This window comes from Devosia sp. (genome assembly GCF_024707125.1).
Lineage (GTDB): Bacteria > Pseudomonadota > Alphaproteobacteria > Rhizobiales > Devosiaceae > Devosia.
In genome coordinates this window covers 540,773-555,750 of the sequence record NZ_JANQAH010000007.1, presented here as the reverse complement: position 1 = coordinate 555,750, position 14,978 = coordinate 540,773, and the positions used below count along the sequence as shown (strand labels likewise).

The window sequence follows — 14,978 nt, the reverse complement described above, 5'->3', positions numbered from 1 at the left end:
CAGTTGCAGGCACTTGCGCGCCGCGAGAGCCCGCGGCATCGTGTGGAAATTGAGAAAACCTTTTCGCAATTTCGGGGGGAAGATATGCGATTGGTCGGAATGGGCGCCGTCTTGACGGCGCTGTGGGGCTTTGTTGTGCCCGCGAGCGCTGCCGGCATTGTCGAATACGATCTGGAAGCGCCGAGCCCGACGCTGGGACGAACGATACCCTATGCGGTCTACAAGCCCTTTCCGTTTCCGGCCGAAGGCGAGCGTTGGCCGGTGGTCTATCTGCTGCACGGCCTGACCGGCGCGGATGGCGATTGGTTCACCTGGGGGAATCTTGCGCCCATTCTGGACCGTGCCATCGCGGATGGTCGTATCCCGCCGGTGGTCGTGGTGGCGCCGGGGGCCGGCGACAGCTGGTATGTCGACAATCCCGATCCCGGTGGTCTGGGCCTGATCGACACGGCCTTTGCCGTGGACCTTGTTGCGGCCATCGATGCGAGCCTGCCGACGGCGGCTTGTCGCGAAGGTAGGGCGATCGGTGGTGTGTCGATGGGCGGCGCGGGCGCAATCTTACAGGCGATCAACCATCCGCAGACCTATGTGGCGGCGATGAGCTTTTCGGGGGCTCTGCACCGCCCGATGCAACCCAACGATCCAAGGCGCTGGATTCCTGATCTCTATGGAAATGTCTTCGGAACCCCATTCGACACGGCCAGGTTCAATGCGGCCAATGTGTTCACGAAGGCGAACAGCCTGCGGTCGATGGCTGAAAAGCCGGCCTTCTACCTCGCCATCGGGGACAACGATTTTCCCGATCTCATCGAAGCCAATGCGGGTTTCCACAACCTGCTGGTGACCACGAAGGCAGAGAGCAGCCTCCGGATCGGGCCGGGGCGCCACTATTGGGACAGCTGGCAACAAGCCATCTTGCCGGCGCTGGAATGGCTCGCGCCGCATCTCGACAGCACCTGTGGGGCCGGCCGTTAGTCCTGATCGCTCGTCAGCACCTGCATCACCAGCTCCAGAGCCGCGGCAACTGTTGCCTTGCGCACCTCGTCGCGACCGATGTCGCCAAAACGATGTTCGATGACGACGGTGGCGAGATCAGTCGAGACCGCGACATAGACGAGGCCTATCGGCTTCTTCTCGCTGCCACCATCGGGGCCAGCAATGCCGGTGGCCGAAACGGCGATGTCGACGCGGGCTGTGTTGCGAGCGCCGTCGGCCATGGCGCGAGCGACCTGGTTGCTCACGGCGCCATAGTCGTGGATCAGGCGCTGCGGCACCTGGATCATGCGGGCCTTGGCTGTGTTGGAATAGGTGATAAAGCCGCCATAGAGCGCTGCCGAGGCGCCGGGGATATCGGTGAGGGCGGCGGCGATAAGGCCGCCCGTGCAACTTTCGGCGGTGACGATTGTCTTGTTGCTGTCACGCAGCAGGTCGATGATGCGTTTGCCTATGCTGGGCTGAGGGGATTTGGCCATTTACTCATCCCTCGGTACTTCGACGCTTGCACTTGCCATGGCCACGATACCTTCCTCCCGCCCGGTAAAGCCGAGCCTCTCACTCGTTGTCGCCTTGATCGCCACGCGATCTGGCTTGATCCCCAGAGTCTGGGAAATCACAGTGCACATCGCCGGAACGTGTTTGGCAATCCTCGGTGCTTCGCAAACGATGGTCACATCGAGATTGACAATGCGCCCGCCGCGCTTTGCGACGAGGTCGCCGGCATGTTTGAGGAAGACGGTGGATGCAGCACCGCGCCATTGCATGTCCGTGGGCGGGAAATGGACGCCGATGTCGCCTTCGCCGATTGAGCCCAGGATCGCGTCCGTGAGGGCATGGAGAGCCACGTCGGCGTCCGAATGGCCGACTAGTTTGGCCGTGTGCTCGATGCGCACGCCACCGAGCCATACGGCATCGCCCGGCTCGAAGGGGTGAACGTCAAAGCCGGTGCCGACGCGGGTTTCCATGGCCTTGTCTCCTGAAATATGCCGCTCTGCCCGACGAAAGTCTTCCGGATGCGTGATCTTGAAATTGTTGCGGTCGCCCGCGGTCATGGCGACGCGCAGGCCTGCCCATTCGGCGATTTCGGCGTCGTCAGTGAATTCCCTGCGGACGCTCTCGGCCCGCATGTGGGCGGAGAAAATCTGGCCAAAGCGGAAGCCTTGGGGGGTCTGGGCCGCAAAGAGCGTGCGGCGGTCTTCGGTGGTCAGGACCAATTGCCCGTCCGGTGCGCGCTTGACCGTGTCCGTGAGGGGCAGGGTGGGCAGGGCGCCGTCGTGGGAGGCGAGGGCCGATATGACCGCCTCGATCTGTTCGACGGAGACAAAAGGCCGCGCGGCGTCCTGGATCAGCACAAGGTCAGGTCGCGACGCAGCGATAGCCTTGAGCCCTTCGAGGACCGATGCCTGCCGGCTTGGGCCTCCGGCAACGGGCTCACGCAGCCGCTCATTCTCGAGTCCGAGGGCGGCATAGCGTTCCGCGTGGTCCGCATGAATAACCGGCACAACCACGGAAATGGCCGGGTGCGCGAGGAACGCGTCGACGGTGCGCGCCAAAACTGGGCGCCCGCCGACGCGGCGGTATTGCTTGGGTTCGGCAAAATCCCCTGTTTGCGCACGCTCGCCTTTTCCGGCGGCAACAATGATGGCGGCTATGAATTTTGGACGTGTAGACATATAGGCAGGGGAACTCGGACCGTCATTTGTCTGATTGGTCTAGCCTCCACCTTGGCATGCGGCAAGAGCAGCGCTGGTTCCCACCCAGTGAGGGGGCGCTAACAGTTGCGCACCGCCTCAAAATGATTATTGTGCGGGCACCTTGCTTAAATTGACCATTTCAGGGGCAGTCATTGTCGGGTAATGCCTTTACATTGAGCATTGGCGGGCATGCTGTCCGAAACCGCGCCTTCCTTGCCCCCATGGCTGGAATCACCGACCGGCCCTTCCGCGAGATCGCGGAGCGTCATGGCGCGGGCATGGTCGTGTCCGAAATGATCGCCAGCGCCGCGCTTGGTACTGGCCATGTCGATATGGTCCGGAAACTTCGCCGCGCCGGCGACCTGCCGCATATGGTGCAATTGGCCGGCTGCGAGGCCGGCTGGATGGCCGAAGGCGCGCGCATTGCCGAAGGCGCAGGGGCGGACATCGTCGATATCAATTTCGGCTGCCCGGCCAAGCGCGTGACCAATGGCTATGCCGGTTCGGCGCTCATGCGGGTGCCGGACCAGGCGCTTGCGATTGTCGAGGCGGTTGTTGGTGCCACCAGCTTGCCGGTCACCGTGAAAATGCGGCTCGGCTGGGACGATGACAGCCTCAATGCGCCGCAGGTCGCTCGGATGGCCGTGGATGCCGGTGCGCAGATGATTACCGTGCATGGGCGGACGCGGCAGCAGTTCTACAAGGGCACCGCCCGCTGGGAACTGGTGCGCGCGGTTGTGGAGGCTGTGCCAGTGCCTGTCGTGGTCAATGGTGACATTCTGGACGCCGAGAGCGCCCAAACTGCTCTGGAGCAGTCTGGTGCAGCCGCAGTGATGCTCGGGCGTGGAGCGCAGGGGCGTCCGTGGCGCGTTGGGCAGATCGGTGCGACCCTGGCCGGCGAAACGCCGCAGGAGGCCCCGAAGGGCACAGAGCTCATCACGCTGATCCAATCTCACTACGAAGAGATGCTGGTTGAATACGGCACCGAAGTGGGGTCGCGGGCGGCCCGCAAGCATCTCGACTGGTATGCCGAAGCGGCCAATCTCGAACTCGACAAGCCGACCCGCACGGCCCTTTTGAACAATGATCAACCCGCCGAGGTCATCGACCTTATCGGCCGGGTCTTTTCGCCTGAATGGAGAGTGGCTGCATGAGTGCTGCCATATCGGCCCCCGATACACTGCCTTCCCGCTCGGTCTTGCAGGCGCTGCCGCAGCCGATCATCGTTCTCGATGAACAACGCAAGATCCAGTTCGTGAACTACGCGGCGGAGGCCTTTTTCGGCGCGTCGCTGAGTGTGCTCACGCGCCAGACTCTCGACGACCTCATTGCCTTCGGCTCGCCGATCATTTCGCTGGTCGAGACGGTGGTGCAACGCCGCGCGCCGATGACGGAGTATCGCGTGCGTATCGGCTCGTCCCGTTTTGGGGACGAGCGCATCGCCGACGTTTTTGCGAGCCCACTTTCGGATGTGGATGGGCGTGTAGCCCTGCTGATCCAGGAACGCACCATGGCGGACAAGATCGACCGGCAGATGGTGTCGCGTGGCGCCGCGCGGTCAGTGACCGGCCTCGCCGCCATGCTGGCACATGAGATCAAGAACCCGCTCTCTGGCATTCGCGGTGCGGCGCAGCTGCTTGAGCAGACGGTTTCGAGCGACGAAGTCCCGCTGGCGCGATTGATCCGTGAGGAGACCGACCGCATCGTGGGCCTGATCGACCGCGTGGAAGTGTTTGGCGACGAGCGTCCGATGGAGCGCGAGCCGATCAATATTCACGTCGTGCTCGATCGCGTAAAACTGCTGGCGCGCAATGGCGTGGCGAGGGGTATCACCTTCTTCGAAGAATACGACCCGTCGCTGCCGCCCGTTTTCGGCAATCGCGATCAGCTCATTCAGGTCTTCCTCAACCTCGTTAAGAACGCGGCGGAAGCGCTTGAAAGAACTCAGAAACCGGAAATTCGTCTGTCGACGGCTTTCCGGCCCGGCATCCGCATTAGCGTGGCCGGCGTGGCCGAGCGCATTTCGTTGCCGCTCGAAATTGTCATCGAGGACAATGGGCCGGGCGTGTCGCCCGATACGCTGCCTTTCCTCTTTGATCCCTTCGTGACCACCAAGACCAATGGCTCGGGCCTGGGCCTGGCGCTCGTGGCAAAAATCGTGGGCGACCATGGCGGGGTGATCGACTGCGACAGCCGTCCGGGCCGGACGCGCTTCCGCATTCTGCTACCGGTCGCCAGCGGCGCCTTCCAACAAAGTTCGTATGAGGTATCGACGAAATGAGCCATGTCGTTTTGCTCGCTGACGACGATGCCGCCATCCGCATGGTGCTCAACCAGGCGCTGACCCGCGCCGGCTATGAAGTGCGCCCGACCGGCAACATTTCGACTATGTGGAACTGGGTGAGCCGCGGCGAGGGTGATGTCCTCATCACCGACGTCGCCATGCCCGATGGCAATGCTTTCGAGGTGATGCCGAAAATCAAGAAGCTGCGTCCCGATCTGCCGATGATCGTGATGTCGGCGCAGAACACGTTCATGACGGCGATCCGGGCCTCGGAAGTCGGCGCTTACGAATATCTACCCAAGCCTTTTGACATCACTGAGGTGCTTTCGGTCGTGTCGCGGGCGCTGGCCGATGCCAAGAAGCCGGTCAATGCCGAACGCAAGGTCGAGGAAGCTGGCGATACCATGCCGCTCGTCGGCCGTTCGGCGGCGATGCAGGATATCTATCGTGCCCTCGCGCGGCTGATGCAGACCGACCTTACGGTGATGATCACCGGCGAAAGCGGTACGGGCAAGGAACTGGTGGCGCGGGCGCTCCATGACTTCGGCAAGCGCCGCAATGGGCCATTCGTCGCCATCAACATGGCGGCGATCCCACGCGATCTCATCGAAGCCGAGCTTTTTGGCCACGAGAAGGGCGCGTTCACCGGGGCCAATACCCGCTCTTCAGGCCGCTTCGAGCAGGCCGAAGGTGGCACGCTGTTCCTCGATGAAATCGGCGATATGCCGATGGATGCCCAGACGCGCCTGCTGCGCGTGCTGCAGGAAGGCGAATACACCATGGTCGGTGGCCGCAATGCCATCAAGACCAATGTCCGCATCGTTGCTGCGACGCACCGCGATCTCAGCCAGATGATCCGGCAGGGCCTGTTCCGCGAGGATCTCTATTACCGCCTCAACGTCGTGCCGATCCGCCTGCCGCCGCTGCGCGAGCGTATCGATGATATTTCCGATCTTGTGCAGCACTTCCTGCGGGCGGCAGAGCGCGAGGGTGAGGCGCCAAAGACGCTGTCGTCTGAAGCGATCCGGCTGATGCAGAACTATTCCTGGCCCGGGAATATTCGCGAGCTCGAAAATCTCGTGCGCCGCCTCTCGGCGCTTTATGCCGATGAAAGCATTTCGGCCGAGATCGTCCAGAACGAACTCAATATCGCTGATCGTCCGACGGTCACGGCCGCGACGGGGCCCGTGGATGTTTCGACGGCCGTCGAAAGCCATGTCGGGCAGCTGCTGCGCGAGTATGAGCCGAACTTGCCGCCGGCCGGGCTCTATCAGCGTGTGATCGACCGGGTGGAAGCTCCTCTTATCGCCATGGCACTCAACGCCTGTGGCGGCAATCAGATCAAGGCTGCGGATCTTCTGGGTCTAAACCGCAATACGTTGCGCAAGAAGATCCGCACGCACTCGATCGAGATCGTCAAGCACAGCCGGCGCAACTAGCGCCGCATCTGTTCGCGGCGGGTGCGGTGCTCGGTCCAGGCCAGCATCAATCCGGCCGCGATGACAAGAGCGGCGCCGGCATAGACCGAGGGCAGGGGCGTTTCGCCCCAGAAGAGATAGCCAAAGACGAACGCCCAGATCAGTGCACCATATTCTACGGTCCCGAGGACGCTGGCGGGGACCAGCTTGGCGGATTCGACCAGGATGAATTGGGCCACGCCGCCGATGAGACCAGCGGCGAGAATGAACATCAACTCATATGGCCCCATGCCTTGCCAGAAGGGGATACTGACGATCCCCATGACGACCGCATGGATGAGGTTTTGCGCAAAGACCTGCACGAGCGCGCTGTCGGACTTGGAAATGGTCCGCATGAGGATCATGGCTATGGCCCAGCTCAAGGCGGCGAGCAGGACCATGATCACCGGCAGGCTGAGGGTAAAGCCGCCGGGATTAGCCGCCACGATGACGCCGAAAAAGCCGATCGACGCGGCACCGATACGGGCCAGCGTCAGGCGTTCCTTGAGGAAGATGGCAGCGAGAATGGTGGTGAGCACCGGGGCGAAATAGTAGAGCGTCGTCATCTCGGCGAGCTGCAGGTCGCGGCCGGCGCTATAGTACATGACCCAGGCGGCAAGGGTGAGCAGGCCCCGGCCAAGGATCATGCCGCGATTGGACGATGCCCAGAGTTGTCCGAACATGAAGCTGCGCCCGATGACCATGCACAGCACGACGATGATCACGCCACGCACGAACAGAATCTGGGCGGCCGGCAGCACGTGGATGATGCCCTTGATAAAGGCGTCGTGCACGGCGAACAGCGTATAGGCGAGGATGCCCATAGCCATGCCCTTGAGGCTGGCAGTGTCGGTATTGGTCAGGGAAGGCGTGGTCACGGGAGGCTCGCGGGGCGATTTCGGCCCTCTTTGCCCTTGCCCGGTGCTATTGTCCAGTGACGAACTTTTGCCCCGACCTTTCCCCAGCTGAAGGCGTACTGTCACATTTCGGCAACAATTATCTTGAAGGGTCCGGCGAATTGGGTCAGGCTTTGCGGCCTAAAGCATCACTCGCGTCCTTTTTGCGTTACGCAGTGGTGCCTTTGCTGGAACAGGAAAGCCGGAGAGTACTGAGTATTGCATGACTGAGGCGGTTAGCCGAGACATCGACGCCCCCGCCAAACCCATGGCGAGGACGACTGTAGGACGTTCGCTGTTCTCCGCCGAGGGGAATGGTCCCTTGCGCGTGCTCGGCTTCCTGGTGGTGTTCGCCTCGGTACTCTTGTCCTCCGTGTCGTTCCTCATCCTCTCCGGCACGACCAATATCGAGCCCTCGGCCGAAGTCTGGACCGTGATCTGGGTGGCCACCGGCATTCTGGTGCTGCTGGTTCTGGCGCTGGTGGTGACCGAGGCGGTTCTGCTCGTGCAGGCAAGAATGCAGCGCGTGCCGGGTTCGGCACTGCAGATGCGCATGGTGGCCATGTTCGCGCTTGTGGCAGGTATTCCTGCCATTCTGGTGGCCATCGTGGCGACGATTGCCCTCAACCAGGGTCTCGACCAGTGGTTCTCAGAGCGCACCCGCTCCATGGTGGAAAGCAGCCGTCTCGTGGCGCGTTCCTACATGCTCGAACACGCCCAAGTGCTGCGCGATGACATCATCTGGGTCGCGACCGAGCTCGAGCAATCGCACGCCACCTATGTCGACGATCCCGCGCGCTTCGAACGCATTCTTACGGCCCTGGCGGTAACGCGTTCGCTGCCCTTCACTGCGCTGATCGATGGCGAGGGCACCATGCTGCAACGCGCCCAGATCAACGTCGCCGGTGGCTATCCGCGTCTCCCCGAAGGCATTACGCAGGGCGTCGTTGAAGGCATTCCCACGGCCATTTCGCCCGGCAGTACCAACCTTGTCGGTTCGGTCATCAAGCTGCGCGGCTATGACGACGTCTTCCTCTTCGTGGCGCGTCCAGTGGATGCGGAAGTACTTCAATATATGCGTCTAACCGACGATAATATCACGGAATATCGTCAATACGCATCCAATCGTCTCGTCTTCCAGATCACCTTCACCATCATGTATGTCGGTCTCGTCGTGGTGCTGCTGCTGGCCGCGCTCTGGATCGGCATCGCGCTCGCCAATCGGTTCGTTGACCCGATCCGGAATCTCATGATCGCGTCGCGTCGCGTGAGCGGCGGCGACCTCGATGTACGGGTACCGGTGCAGCAGGGGCGGGGCGACTTCCGCGATCTCTCCAACGGCTTTAACCGCATGACCGAGCAGCTCAAGACGCAGCGCGAAGAGCTGCTGATGGCCAACGAGGTCAATGAGAAGCGCCGTCAGTTCACCGAAGCCGTGGTGGAAGGCGTGTCGGCCGGCATTGTCGGTCTCGACCCCTTTGGCGCCGTTACGCTGGTCAATGCCCGCGCCTGCCAGATGCTGGGCAAGACCGAAGTCGAGATGATGGGCGAGCGTATGGAAGAAATTCTGCCCGAGATCGCGCCGACGATCGAAAAGGCGCGTTCGGCCCGTCGCGGCCAGGTTCGCGACCAGATCCAGTTGGGCAATGAAACCAACCGGCGCATCTACCAGATCCAGCTCACCCGCGAAGGCTCGATCACCGAATCCAAGGGCTATGTGCTGACCTTCGATGACATTACCGATCTCGAATCGGCGCAGCGCACCAGCGCCTGGGCCGACGTGGCACGCCGCATTGCCCATGAAATCAAGAACCCGCTGACGCCAATCCAGCTTTCGGCCGAACGCCTGCGCCGCCGCTATGGCTCCAAGCTCGAAGATGACCGGGAAGTCTTCGACAAGTGCATCAATACGATCGTCCGCCAGGTGGGCGATATCGGGCGCATGGTCGACGAATTTTCCGCCTTTGCCCGCATGCCGGAAGCAGCGCCCGAGCGCGCCGACCTGTCAGATACGATCCGTCAGGCCGTTTTTCTCGAGAGCGTACGCTTGCCGGAAGTTGCCATTGCCACAGAATTGCCCGATGAAGCGATCTATGCCTGGTTCGACACACGACTGGTAGCGCAGTCGCTGACCAATCTGATCAAGAATGCCGTGGAGGCATTCGAGGGGCTGGACGTTGGTTCGGGGTGGCAGCCGGGTATCAAGGTCGAAGCGCATTACGAAGGTAATCATGCCCGCGTGTCGGTTTCCGACAACGGCAAGGGATGGCCCAAGGAGAACCGCCAGCGGTTGCTTGAGCCCTATATGACGACACGGGAAAAGGGGACCGGACTGGGTCTCGCCATTGTTGCCAGGATCATCGAGCAACACGGCGGGATTGTGGAACTGGTCGACGCCGAACCCGACGAACAGGGCAGGGTGGGTGCCTGCGTGACTTTCACGCTACCCCTGCGCGCCCCCCAAACGACAAGTGAAAAGGACGATTCGGTCCAAGTCGAGCCCGAATTGCCCCAAGAGGAGGAGTCGCTGTTGCCAGCGATTGTCCAGAAGTAGATGGCTCTAGATATTCTCATCATCGACGACGAAGACGATATCCGCGACCTCATTGCCGGCATCCTCGAAGATGAAGGCTTTGAGACCCGCCAGGCGCATGACGCCGATAGCGGCCTCAACGAAATCGCCCGCCGCCGGCCCAGCCTGGTTTTCCTCGATATCTGGATGCAGGGATCGCGCCTCGATGGCTTGCAGCTTCTGGACGTTTTCCAGAGCCAGCACCCGGATATGCCCGTGGTCATGATCTCTGGTCACGGCAATGTCGAAACCGCCGTCTCGGCCATTCGCCGCGGCGCGTACGACTATATCGAAAAGCCCTTCAAGATCGACCGGCTGCTGCACGTGACCCAGCGGGCCATGGAAGCGACGCGCCTGCGCAATGAAGTGGCCGAGCTCAAGGAGCGTTCTGCCTCCAAGAGCGCAGACATGGTCGGCAGCTCGCCTTCGCTTCAGCAGGTGCGCGGCCTCATCGACAAGTCGGCACCAACAAATTCACGCATCTTCATCGCCGGCCCGTCGGGCGCTGGCAAGGGACTCGTGGCGCGTCTGATCCACCAACGCAGCCCGCGAAACGATGCGCCCTTCGTTGAGATCAATGCCTCGCTCTATGCGCCCGACGAAGTCTCCGTGGTGCTCTTCGGCCGAGAAGGGCGCGACAAATCCGGCCTGCTGCAGGTTGAAGTTGGCGCGCTGGAGCGCGCCCATGGTGGCACGCTTTACCTCTCCGAAGTCACCACGCTGCCCGCACAGGTGCAGACGGCTCTGCTCCGGACGCTGGTCGAGAATCGCTTCAACCGCGTGGGCGGCGCCCAGGCGGTGCCGATCGACGTGCGCATCATCTCGTCGAGTTCGCAGAACGTTTCCGGGCTGACCGAAACCGGTGAATTCCGTTCCGACCTCTTCCATCGCCTTGCGATTGTGCCTGTACAACTGGTGCCGCTCAAGGAGCGTCGCGAGGACATCCCGCCGCTGGTCAGCGTCTTCATCGAACAGATCTGCCGCATGCATAACTTGCAGCGAATGGCCATCGGCGACGATGCCATCGCCGTTCTGCAGGCGCAGGATTGGCCGGGCAATGCGCGCCAGTTGCGCAATTCCATCGAGCGCCTGCTTATCCTGATGAAGGACCAGCAGCCCGAGGATGGCGTAATCACGGCCAGCATGCTGCCTTCCGACATCGGCGAGGTGCTGCCCACCGTGGGCGACACGGACGCGTCGGCGCACCTGATGAGCCTGCCGCTGCGCGATGCACGCGAAGTCTTTGAACGGCAATATCTTTTGGCTCAGATCGAGCGCTTTGGCGGCAACATTTCGAAGACCGCCGAATTTGTCGGCATGGAGCGCAGCGCGCTGCATCGCAAGATCAAGTCGCTGGGGCTTTGACACTGCTACGAAAATGGCAGTGTGCCATGCATTTGCCGCGGGTAGGCAGGACGGCCGATTTGTGGCATAGTTGATAATGTATGATAATTCCGGGGGACGGGGACTGGGCGGCAGTCTTCACAGTCCGGACGCAAGCGATTGCGACAAAACAGCGACAATAAATGCCGCGGCAAGAGGCCTGAATGCCCAGTGAGAAGCAGCAAAATCTGCAAGATTCCTTCCTCAATCATGTTCGCAAGCAGAAGGTGCCGGTCACGATCTTTCTCGTGAATGGCGTCAAACTGCAGGGTGTGATCACCTGGTTCGACAATTTCTGCCTGCTGCTGCGCCGTGACGCGCAGTCGCAACTGGTCTATAAGCACGCCATCTCGACGATCATGCCGGGCGCGCCGATCCAGCTGTTCGATCCCGAGCAAAACGCCGACCACGACTGACGGACCATATGGACGACTTTGACGACGAGGACGGCCGCCAGCCTGGCGGCCCAAAGCCCTTTATCGACCGGCAAGAGCAGCCGACACGAGTGGGGCTTGTTTGTCCCGATGTGCGTGGAAAGTCGTCCTATCACAGCCTGGAAGCGCGCCAGGCTGAGTTTGAGGGCCTGGCTGGGGCCATCCGACTCGACGTCATCTTTTCCGATGTGGTGAAAGTCCGCGAAATTCGCCCGGCCACCTATCTCGGCGCGGGGCACGTCGAAGCAATCGCCGCCAGGGTGAAGGCTGAAGACATCGAACTCCTGCTGGTCGATGCGGCTCTGTCGCCGATCCAGCAGCGCAATCTCGAGCGCGAAACCAATACCAAGGTGCTCGACCGCACCGCGCTGATCCTCGAAATTTTCGGCGAACGCGCCGCAACCCGCGAAGGCGTGTTGCAGGTCGAACTCGCCCATCTCAATTACCAAAAGGGCCGCCTTGTGCGGTCATGGACCCACCTTGAGCGCCAGCGCGGCAGTGGCGGCACTGGCTTTATGGGTGGTCCGGGCGAAACTCAGATCGAAAGCGACCGCCGGCAGATCACCGATCGTATCGTGCTTCTGGAAGACCGCCTCGACAAGGTCAAGAAGACCCGCGTCCAGCAGCGGCAGCAGCGCATCCGCGCCGCCATCCCCGTGGTGGCGCTGGTCGGCTACACCAATGCCGGCAAGTCGACGCTGTTCAACAAGCTGACCGGGGCAGGGGTCTTTGCCGAAGACCTGCTCTTTGCCACGCTCGATACGACCGTCCGCAAGATCGAACTGCCGCATGGCCGCGAAGTCATGCTCAGCGACACCGTGGGTTTCGTCGCCGACCTGCCGCACGATCTCGTCGCCGCTTTCCGCGCAACGCTGGAAGAGGTCGTCGACGCCGATATCATCCTGCATGTGCGCGACATCGCCAATCCTGATCACTCAGCCCAGGCGCAGGACGTTCTAACCGTTCTCGATGAGCTGGGCGTTTCCTCGGAAACGACGCCGATCATCGAGGTGTGGAACAAGGTCGATCTGCTCGAAGAACCTGCATTGGTTCTCGCCGCGGCGGCACCCGCTGGCAAGGTGCTGGCGAGCATGCCTGTCTCCGCTCATACGGGGCAGGGCATCGAGGATCTCCTCAACCTCGTCGAGCGTTCTCTCGGTGAGCAGAGCCGCACCTATCACGTCCACATACCCCATAGCGCCGGCAGCGATATCGGCTGGCTCCACTCGCATGTGGAAGTTGTTTCCCGCGACGAGCCGACCGAAAAAGGCATGGACTACGTTGTTCGTGTCGATCCACGCCACAAGACGGCGTTTCTTGAACGCTTCAACGGCCGGATTGCGCTGTCCGACCTCTAGCTACTTGCCCTTGTCGGCGGCGCGGATTTCGTTCCAGTAGCCATCAAGACGTTCGAGCCCGGCATCCTTGGGCTCGATCCCGTCTTCGCGGCTGCGGGCCTCGACGTAGTGAAACCGGCGGGTGAACTTGGCATTGGCATCGCGCAAGGCGGCTTCGGCATCGACGCCCGCGTGACGCGCCAGATTGGCGACGGCAAACAGCAGGTCACCGATTTCCTCATGCGTTGCCGCGCTGTCGCCGGACCGCTGCGCCTCGCCCACCTCGGCGACTTCCTCCTCGACCTTGGCCATCACCGAAGCAAAGTCGGGCCAGTCGAAACCGACCTTGGCGGCCTTTTTGGTCAGTTTTTCGGCACGCGCCAGGGCAGGGAGCACCTGTGGCACATCGTCGATGGCGGAGGTCGCTGTATTTCCCTTGCGTGCGGCCTTGGCGGCGCGCTCCTGCACCTTGATGGCCTCCCAATTGACCTGGGCACCGGCGGCGCTGTCGGCAGTAATGTCGCCGAAGACGTGGGGATGCCGGCGGATCAGCTTCTCGGTGATGGCGTAGATGACGTCGCCAATATCGAAATGGCCTGCCTCCTTGGCCATTTGTGCATGGAAGATCGGCTGCAGCAGGAGGTCGCCGAGTTCTTCTTTCAGGTCATGAAAGTCCTCGCGCTCGATGGCGTCAGCGACCTCATAGGCCTCTTCGATCGTGTAGTGGCGGATCGTCGAAAAGTCCTGTTCGAGGTCCCAGGGGCAGCCCCCATCGGGGTCGCGCAGCGCCGACATGATTTCGATGAGGCGGGAAATGTCGCGCGAAGGTTGCATAGGAGCGGTCCGTGAATCGTTTGCGCCACCATAGCAAAGCACGGCGACCAGGGGGGAAGTCTGGGCGGGGCCGGGGGAGCAAACTCAGAAACGTGACAACGGACCCCGCTGGCGCGGTGCTATAACGTCGCCGGCCCAGTTGGAGAGGATACCCCGAAGTCACACTCGTCAAAATCGAAACTGGGCAAACAAGGAGGACTGAGAATGAAGCCAATTGCCTTGGCTGCATCAGCAGCACTACTTTTGGCCGGCACGCCGGCTACCTTTGCCCAGGACGCGATGAGTTTCTTCGTGACCAGTGTCGGACTGGGAGATGGCGCCAATCTGGGCGGGCTCGAGGGCGCCGATGCCCATTGCCAGCAGCTCGCGGAAGCTGCCGGCGCCACGGGCCAGTGGCACGCCTATTTGAGTGCCGAAGGCGTGAATGCGCGAGATCGGATCGGTTCGGGCCCATGGACGAACGTGAAGGGTGAGGTCGTCGCCAACTCGCTCGATGAACTGCACGGCGACAGCAACAACATCACCAAGGCCACGGCGCTTACCGAAACCGGTGGTACGGTCGCCGGGCGAGGCGATGAACCAAACCAGCATGACATTCTGACCGGTTCAAACGCCGATGGCACACTTTCTTCCGGCAACACCTGCGGCGACTGGACCCTGAACGGCGAGGGAACCGCCATGGTCGGTCACCATGATCGGATGGGTCCGGAAGATCTTGCCACCGGGAAATCCTGGAACGCGGCTCATCCATCCCGCGGCTGTGGCCAGGAAGCGCTGATCGGGACCGGCGGCAACGGCTACTTCTATTGCTTCCGTGTCGAATAGGCGCCTGCGCCTCACTGATCGGTTCCGTTGGGGCCGATCAGTTTTCGCCCAGGCGATGTGCAAAGGAGGCAGAAAACCGCACAGATATAATTCGCATAATATACATTATGGAACTTTTATGTGTGAGAAAGCGCGCCAAACCGGGCTTTGAGTGTCTTCCACCCTATAAGCTGTCCTTTTACGTGCAAAGCTGTCCTCGGTTGAAATCGGAGATACAAGCGTCTTTTGCGGAGCGTAACCGTCGGCATCGGTTGTAGCTGGCTCGT

General features: G+C 61.7%; 13 protein-coding genes. 9 read left to right on the top strand and 4 right to left on the bottom strand.

Annotated elements, in window-relative coordinates; genetic code table 11:
* Nucleotides 1-84 precede the first annotated feature (84 nt).
* Nucleotides 85-975 (top strand): alpha/beta hydrolase-fold protein, encoded by an 891-nt coding sequence (locus tag NVV77_RS07930; RefSeq protein WP_295411920.1) that lies wholly within the window; start codon nucleotides 85-87, stop codon nucleotides 973-975.
* Here the strand turns inward: NVV77_RS07930 and NVV77_RS07925 are convergent.
* On the bottom strand, nucleotides 972-1,472 hold the full coding sequence (locus NVV77_RS07925) for a CinA family protein (protein WP_295411918.1): 501 nt from the start codon (nucleotides 1,470-1,472) through the stop codon (nucleotides 972-974). The two genes, NVV77_RS07930 and NVV77_RS07925, sit on opposite strands and share 4 nt — an antisense overlap.
* Entirely contained in the window at nucleotides 1,473-2,669 is a 1,197-nt protein-coding gene (locus tag NVV77_RS07920; RefSeq protein WP_295411917.1) for a bifunctional 2-C-methyl-D-erythritol 4-phosphate cytidylyltransferase/2-C-methyl-D-erythritol 2,4-cyclodiphosphate synthase, read from the bottom strand.
* Nucleotides 2,670-2,842: 173 nt separating this feature from the next.
* Between NVV77_RS07920 and dusB the strand changes: the two genes are divergently transcribed.
* From dusB to ntrC, 3 genes are read left to right on the top strand one after another with little or no spacing between them, the layout of a single operon-like run.
* Entirely contained in the window at nucleotides 2,843-3,844 is a 1,002-nt protein-coding gene (gene dusB, locus NVV77_RS07915) for a tRNA dihydrouridine synthase DusB (protein WP_295411916.1), read from the top strand.
* Nucleotides 3,841-4,971: an ATP-binding protein gene (locus NVV77_RS07910; protein WP_295411914.1), complete on the top strand. Its 1,131-nt coding sequence runs from the start codon at nucleotides 3,841-3,843 to the stop codon at nucleotides 4,969-4,971. Before dusB ends, NVV77_RS07910 begins: the two co-directional genes overlap by 4 nt.
* Entirely contained in the window at nucleotides 4,968-6,413 is a 1,446-nt protein-coding gene (gene ntrC / locus NVV77_RS07905) for a nitrogen regulation protein NR(I) (protein ID WP_295411912.1), read from the top strand. Before NVV77_RS07910 ends, ntrC begins: the two co-directional genes overlap by 4 nt.
* Here the strand turns inward: ntrC and NVV77_RS07900 are convergent.
* On the bottom strand, nucleotides 6,410-7,309 hold the full coding sequence (locus NVV77_RS07900) for a DMT family transporter (RefSeq protein ID WP_295411910.1): 900 nt from the start codon (nucleotides 7,307-7,309) through the stop codon (nucleotides 6,410-6,412). The genes ntrC and NVV77_RS07900 overlap by 4 nt on opposite strands.
* Nucleotides 7,310-7,550: 241 nt before the next feature.
* On the opposite strand from NVV77_RS07900, the gene NVV77_RS07895 reads away from it, so the two are divergent.
* From NVV77_RS07895 to hflX, 4 genes are all read left to right on the top strand, one after another.
* Complete coding sequence (locus tag NVV77_RS07895; RefSeq protein ID WP_295411908.1) at nucleotides 7,551-9,881, top strand: PAS domain-containing sensor histidine kinase; 2,331 nt, start codon at nucleotides 7,551-7,553, stop codon at nucleotides 9,879-9,881.
* The gene (locus tag NVV77_RS07890; RefSeq protein WP_295411905.1) at nucleotides 9,882-11,264 is read left to right on the top strand and encodes a sigma-54 dependent transcriptional regulator; all 1,383 of its coding nucleotides are present in this window, start codon (nucleotides 9,882-9,884) and stop codon (nucleotides 11,262-11,264) included.
* A gap of 182 nt (nucleotides 11,265-11,446) precedes the next feature.
* Nucleotides 11,447-11,698 carry an RNA chaperone Hfq gene (gene hfq / locus NVV77_RS07885; RefSeq protein ID WP_295411903.1) on the top strand — a complete coding sequence of 84 codons (252 nt, stop codon included), beginning with the start codon at nucleotides 11,447-11,449 and terminating at the stop codon, nucleotides 11,696-11,698.
* A gap of 8 nt (nucleotides 11,699-11,706) precedes the next feature.
* Entirely contained in the window at nucleotides 11,707-13,074 is a 1,368-nt protein-coding gene (gene hflX / locus NVV77_RS07880) for a GTPase HflX (protein WP_295411902.1), read from the top strand.
* Here the strand turns inward: hflX and mazG are convergent, their stop codons facing one another.
* On the bottom strand, nucleotides 13,075-13,887 hold the full coding sequence (mazG, locus tag NVV77_RS07875; RefSeq protein ID WP_295411901.1) for a nucleoside triphosphate pyrophosphohydrolase: 813 nt from the start codon (nucleotides 13,885-13,887) through the stop codon (nucleotides 13,075-13,077). It lies immediately after the preceding gene.
* 204 nt (nucleotides 13,888-14,091) lie between these two features.
* Here mazG and NVV77_RS07870 point away from each other — a divergent pair, with 204 nt between their 5' ends.
* Complete coding sequence (locus tag NVV77_RS07870; protein WP_295411900.1) at nucleotides 14,092-14,712, top strand: hypothetical protein; 621 nt, start codon at nucleotides 14,092-14,094, stop codon at nucleotides 14,710-14,712.
* Nucleotides 14,713-14,978: the final 266 nt, after the last annotated feature.